Source organism: Streptomyces sp. NPDC058086 (assembly GCF_042885015.1).
Taxonomy (GTDB): Bacteria; Actinomycetota; Actinomycetes; order Streptomycetales; family Streptomycetaceae; genus Streptomyces.
This window is the reverse complement of record NZ_JBHVST010000229.1, coordinates 1-5,127: the sequence shown is the minus strand read 5'-3', so window position 1 is coordinate 5,127 and position 5,127 is coordinate 1. Positions and strand designations below refer to the sequence as shown.

Here is a 5,127-nt window from a genome sequence, read left to right as displayed (position 1 = left end):
GCGCACGCGGACACGGTGGGCGCCCAAAACGTTCTACGGGCCGGGCTGGTCCATCGCGACGCCAACCCGGCATAGCGAGAAGCCCCCTCGTTTACGAGAGGGAGGAGTCACGTTCCTCGCCCGGCCCGACGAACCACAGGTAGCCATGCGTCAACAACGACGGTCTCCCGGCCCGCACCTCGACGATGTCATGGGCAGGTATGACGATCCGTCTGATCATGCGTCTGATCTCCACACGGTCCGGGTAGAGCGTGACTCGGCGGAACGCGAAGCCCTTGAATCTGGCGGGCTCACCAGCCCACGCGTAGTGCTCGCTGAGGACGGTGTACGGGCCGCCGTTCGGGGGTGCCTGCCGGACGACGGCAGGCTGGCCGCCTGGCGGGCGCTGGGGCGGCTGTTCGACGCGGTGTGGCGCATGCCTGTGCCCAGGGCCGAAAGGGTCGTCTGGACGCGACCGTCGGCCCGTTTGGTGACGCGTGCTCCCTTCACGCCCGCGCTGTAACTGATGCCGGACTTCGAAGCGGTCACGCGGACCGGGCCTGCCTTGAACAATTTGCGGTAGCTGAACCCCCACGGGCTTCCCCTCAAACACTGTGGTACCGGGACTGTCCCGGCCCCTCCGCCCCGCAATCAGCAGGGCAGAGCTCATCTTGGGGCCTATCTCTGGCGGCCCTGACACCGCATCCCCTATGCGGTTACACCCCTCGCTCGAGAGGGACAGGCTGTCCCCCACAGACGTCTCGTCGGAACCCCTGTCGCTTGCGGAGGACGGACTGTCCGTCACAAACCCAGGTGATCGTCTGTCGTTTATGGGGGGGTCGCCGTGACCCTGGCAACCGCGTCGATATGAGCACGGTTGGGGTCGGCGGACGCACGGTCGGTCAGCTCGTCGTCATTCGCAGGGCGACACGTGCCCCGCCGCTGGTGGCATTCGCCTGAAGCCGAGAGGACAGTGACGATCGTGTCGAATGAGCCAGGACAGCAGCCGCGGGCGCATCGTGAGGAAACGCCGGAGACGCGAGCCGACCGTAACCTTGCCGAGCTCCTTCAAGAGCTGCGCGTCGTCCAGACCGGTGTGCAGATCCTCTTTGCCTTCCTCCTGGGGCTGGCGTTCACCAGCCGCTTCCCGCAGCTCGACGCTTTCCAGAGCGATACCTACGTCGTCACGCTGCTGCTGACCGTTGTCACCGCTGCGGTTCTCGCTACCCCTGTCGCCCTGCACCGCGGCCTTTTCCATCGCGGCCTGAAGCCGCGCATCGTTGCCATGTCTGCCCGGTTCGCGCAAATCGGCCTGGTCCTGCTGATGCTGTCGCTGAACTGCGCCGTCTTCCTGCTGATGGACGTCGTTCTCGGCCGTGTGGAAGCCATCGTCATCACGGCTGTGACCACAGCGATCTTCGCTGGCCTGTGGTTCCTGCTGCCCTGGGCAGCCCGGCGCATGTAGCACCCGTGACCGCGTCGTCTCGGCTTCGCGTAGCTGAGGTCAAGGCCCGGTCACGGCGGTGCGGGGCCTATCGGAGGCCCCGGCAAGTCCCGAGCACCCTGACGGCGGGACAGCACCAACGTAACCGGCCCGCCCACAGTCCTCTCAGCTGAGCTTGTCGAGAGCCTTCTTGTACACGGCGGCCTGGTCCGGGGTCAGAAAGCGGGACAGCCGCAGGACGATGCTGCCGTGGCTGTAGTCGTACTCGGCGAACGCCTGCACGCTCTTGGTGACCGCTTCGACGTACTTGGCGCGCGCTGCGGCGTCGGCCGGGTCGGGGAAGACCTCGACGCTCCCGCCGAGTTCGACGTCACCCGTCTTGTACATCGAGGTGCCGCCGAGCTCGGTGTCGCTCTTCGGGATCTGCGAATCCGCGAACGCGACCTTCGACGTGTACTGATTCGGCCGCCCGAGCAGATGGTTCGGGTCGTTCGTCGCGGTCGCCGTCCACGTCAGCTTCGCTGTGCGCACTGCGCCGGCGAGCGCCTTAAAGACGCCCGCGGCGTCCATCTTGGCCGCAGCCGGCTTCCCGATCGGGACGTTCCCATCGACGGGAGGCGCGGGCTTGCTGCTGGTACATGCGGCGGTCAGCAGGATGGCGGCGATGGGCAGGATGAAGCGACGCACGAGGTCCCCCAAGGCAGTGCAGTGAACGTGTGCGGCCACTGTGGCAGCCGATCACGGAGCGCGCGTAGTTGTTGCCGGAACGTGACGACGGGTTCGACACCTCGGTGACTACCGCAGGCTCGACAATGCACGACGCCCCGCCGTCCGGACCGTACAGGTCTGGAGGCGGGGCGTCGGCCGACGCATACCCGGCCGGTGGATGTATTGACCGGGTCTTCTTCGTGCGTCGTTACGCGGGGGTGATGTTCTCCGCCTGCGGGCCCTTCTGGCCCTGCGTGATGTCGAACTTCACCTTCTGGCCTTCCTGCAGCTCACGGAAGCCGGAGCTGGCGATGTTCGAGTAGTGGGCGAAGACGTCGGGGCCGCCGCCGTCCTGCTCGATGAAGCCGAAGCCCTTTTCCGCGTTGAACCACTTCACAGTGCCTGTAGCCATGTGCCTGTCTCCTTCGAGGGGACTCGTATCGGGCCCCGCACCGTGCGGGATCCGGAGGTGATCGCCCTGGTCCGGAGAGGCGTTGAACAGCAAAAACGCCCGTGAATGCGATCACGGGCGAACGGGACTTCGGAACCACGACTGCTGATCACGACGCTACACCTGCCGGTGAGACTCAGACCACCGGAACACGGAATCGGGCACTGTCACGTTGGCTGACCGGGTGGGATGATCTTTGTGTTGATCATGCTGGGAGGGAATCGCTGGTGTCGTCTGTACCGCCGTCGTACAGGGGTCACCGGTACCCGGTCGAGGTGATCTCCCACTGCGTGTGGCTGTACTTCCGCTTCCCTCTGTCCTACCGCGAGGTCGAGGAGCTGATGCTCCAGCGCGGCGTGATCGTCTCCTACGAAACGATCCGCCGCTGGTGCGCCAAGTTCGGCCAGGCCTACGCGAACGGACTGCGCCGCCGCCGGCCCCGGCCCGGCGACAAGTGGCACCTGGACGAGGTATTCATCAAAGTCAACGGGGTGCAGAAGTACCTGTGGCGGGCCGTCGACCAGGACGGCAACGTGCTCGACATCCTCGTCCAGAACCGGCGGGACAAGGCCGCCGCCCGACGCTTCTTCCGCAGGCTGATGAAGAAGACCCGGTCGGTGCCGAGGGTGATCGTCACCGACAAGCTCCGCTCCTACGGCGCGGCCCACCGCGAAGTCATGCGCTCGGTGGAACACCGCTCCCACAAGGGACTGAACAACCGGGCCGAGAATTCCCACCAGCCGACGAGGCAACGCGAACGCGCGATGAAGGGCTTCCGCACCGTCGGCGCGGCCCAGCGGTTCCTGTCCACATTCAGCGGCATCTCACCCCACTTCCGACCCCACCGCCACCTGATGACCGCATCCCAACACCGAGCCGAAATGACCCTCCGCCTCGCCATCCGGGACCAGATCACCGGCGCTGCCAGTCAGTCCAACACGGCCTGAACACAGGCCCGGACCGCGGGCCCACCACGCCCCGACGCACCCTCAGACAGTCACGCACCCAACAACGTGTCAACGCCCGAAGGAGGTCTACGGCCGAGGCGCCGGCCGTTTTCGGCGGCTGCCCGTCGCGCGGCCGCCGCGCCCACTACGGCGTGCGGTTCTGGCCGGCTACTTCCTTACGTGCCGAGCAGCGCGGCGGTCAGGGATCGGTGCAGCCAGTCGGCGGAGCGGTCGAGCGGCCAGTGGCAGTCGTCGGTCAGTGTGAAGTAGGAGGCGTTGCCGAGGAAGTACCAGAGCACATCCGCAGCCTCGTCGACGGTGACTTCGGCACGCAGTGCGCCGAGTTCTGCGAGCCGGGCCGCAGTGGCCCGCAATCCGCGGCGCAGGCTGTCGTGCGCCGCGCCGACGGTCTCCCGGATCCCGGCGTCCTGGGGTGCGGCGGCGATCGCCTGACGCATGATCGGCGACCAGAGCTCGAACTCGCTTCGCGTGCCGTCCACGAGCATGCGAAGCAGCGCGCCGGGGTCGGTTTGCGCAGCGATCCGCTCGTAGATGCCGCCGGCCTCAGCGGCGCGCACCCCGTCCTCGATGAGTGTGCGTAGCACACCGCTCTTGCCTCCGACCGCCGCGTAGACGGTGGGCGCTGCTACCCGCGCTGCGCGGGCGATGTCCTGCACTCGGGTGTCGAAATAGCCCCGTTCGACGAACAGTGCCCGCGCTGCCAGCAGGATCGCTTGACGGGTTGCAGCTGCGTACTCGGCCCGCCGTCCGGCCTCTTGTGTCACCACGCCTATGACTGTAGACCCTGCCCGATCGTTGATCGTTGACAGTAGCCTATACTCGATATAGTCACCTATCAGAGAAGGTAGTTCCATGATCTTTCCGGTACTCGAGGACCTGGCTCACCAGTTCCCCGGCATCACTCCTGAGCAGGACAAGCTCCCCACACCGTGCGACGACTTCGACGTGAGCACGTTGCGCCGCCACCTGCTGGGCTGGCTCACCTACTTCGACGCTGCCTTCACTGACCCGTCCGGCAGCGACCGGCCCGACCCGTCCGCGTTCACCGGCCCCGACCACCCGAGTGCCGTGATCGCGCACCTCACCACCACGATCCGATCGGCCCTGGCCGGCGGCCTCGCGACAGCTACCGTGAACGTTCCGCTGCTGGGCGGCGCCTATCCGGGCTCCGTAGTCATCGACCTGCTGTTGATCGAAACGCTCGGCCACGGCTGGGACCTGGCCCGCGCGACCGGCCAGGAATGGAACCCGGACCCGCAAACCTGCCAGCATGCCCTCACCGTGCTCGAAGGCGTGATCCAGCCGGAATACCGTGGCCCCGGCATGCCCTTCGGCCCCGAAATCGCCATCGACGCAAGCGCACCGCCTCTGGACCGGCTGGTCGCTTTCACCGGCCGCGACCCCGCTTGGGCGCCCCCCGTTCAGCTGCGCTGATGAGCGCCTGCGGCGTCGTCCTCGCTTGACGGACCGGCGGGGGGGGGGGGGGCAGGGCGCCCCCCCCCCCCCGGGGGGCCGGGCCGCTCGATCGCGCCCCGCGGACCCGCCGGGGGGGGGGGGGGGGGGCGGGCCGCGGGGCC

Annotated in this window: 8 protein-coding genes; 3 read left to right on the top strand and 5 right to left on the bottom strand. The window is 67.4% G+C overall.

Translation table 11 applies throughout. From position 1 onward, the window contains the following. Positions 1-91 precede the first annotated feature (91 nt). Together ACFVWD_RS57255 and ACFVWD_RS57250 are read right to left on the bottom strand one after the other, a co-directional pair. Positions 92-220, bottom strand: a complete 129-nt coding sequence (locus ACFVWD_RS57255) for a hypothetical protein (protein ID WP_389607030.1) — start codon at positions 218-220, stop codon at positions 92-94. After that, positions 217-588 (bottom strand): DUF4236 domain-containing protein, encoded by a 372-nt coding sequence (locus ACFVWD_RS57250; protein ID WP_389607029.1) that lies wholly within the window; start codon positions 586-588, stop codon positions 217-219. Before ACFVWD_RS57250 ends, ACFVWD_RS57255 begins: the two co-directional genes overlap by 4 nt. A 373-nt stretch (positions 589-961) precedes the next feature. Here ACFVWD_RS57250 and ACFVWD_RS57245 point away from each other — a divergent pair, with 373 nt between their 5' ends. After that, complete coding sequence (locus tag ACFVWD_RS57245) at positions 962-1,444, top strand: DUF6328 family protein (RefSeq protein WP_389607027.1); 483 nt, start codon at positions 962-964, stop codon at positions 1,442-1,444. A gap of 144 nt (positions 1,445-1,588) precedes the next feature. Here ACFVWD_RS57245 and ACFVWD_RS57240 read toward each other — a convergent pair whose 3' ends face one another. Next, on the bottom strand, positions 1,589-2,110 hold the full coding sequence (locus ACFVWD_RS57240) for a hypothetical protein (protein ID WP_389607026.1): 522 nt from the start codon (positions 2,108-2,110) through the stop codon (positions 1,589-1,591). A gap of 229 nt (positions 2,111-2,339) precedes the next feature. Then, the gene (locus ACFVWD_RS57235) at positions 2,340-2,543 is read right to left on the bottom strand and encodes a cold-shock protein (RefSeq protein WP_097282876.1); all 204 of its coding nucleotides are present in this window, start codon (positions 2,541-2,543) and stop codon (positions 2,340-2,342) included. Positions 2,544-2,806: 263 nt separating this feature from the next. Here ACFVWD_RS57235 and ACFVWD_RS57230 point away from each other — a divergent pair, with 263 nt between their 5' ends. After that, positions 2,807-3,529 (top strand): IS6 family transposase, encoded by a 723-nt coding sequence (locus ACFVWD_RS57230; RefSeq protein WP_389607031.1) that lies wholly within the window; start codon positions 2,807-2,809, stop codon positions 3,527-3,529. Positions 3,530-3,705: 176 nt separating this feature from the next. Here the strand turns inward: ACFVWD_RS57230 and ACFVWD_RS57225 are convergent, their stop codons facing one another. Continuing rightward, positions 3,706-4,317 carry a TetR/AcrR family transcriptional regulator gene (locus tag ACFVWD_RS57225; protein ID WP_351710245.1) on the bottom strand — a complete coding sequence of 204 codons (612 nt, stop codon included), beginning with the start codon at positions 4,315-4,317 and terminating at the stop codon, positions 3,706-3,708. A gap of 85 nt (positions 4,318-4,402) precedes the next feature. On the opposite strand from ACFVWD_RS57225, the gene ACFVWD_RS57220 reads away from it, so the two are divergent. Beyond that, positions 4,403-4,984, top strand: coding sequence for a TIGR03086 family metal-binding protein (locus ACFVWD_RS57220; protein WP_389607024.1), 582 nt, complete (start codon positions 4,403-4,405; stop codon positions 4,982-4,984). The last annotated feature ends 143 nt before the right edge of the window (positions 4,985-5,127 follow it).

Excerpts from the sequence above, each read along its gene's own strand:
- ACFVWD_RS57255 (WP_389607030.1), bottom strand. The coding sequence starts at position 220 with ATGATCAGACGGATCGTCATACCTGCCCATGACATCGTCGAGGTGCGG.
- ACFVWD_RS57220 (WP_389607024.1), top strand. The coding sequence starts at position 4,403 with ATGATCTTTCCGGTACTCGAGGACCTGGCTCACCAGTTCCCCGGCATC.
- ACFVWD_RS57235 (WP_097282876.1), bottom strand. The coding sequence starts at position 2,543 with ATGGCTACAGGCACTGTGAAGTGGTTCAACGCGGAAAAGGGCTTCGGC.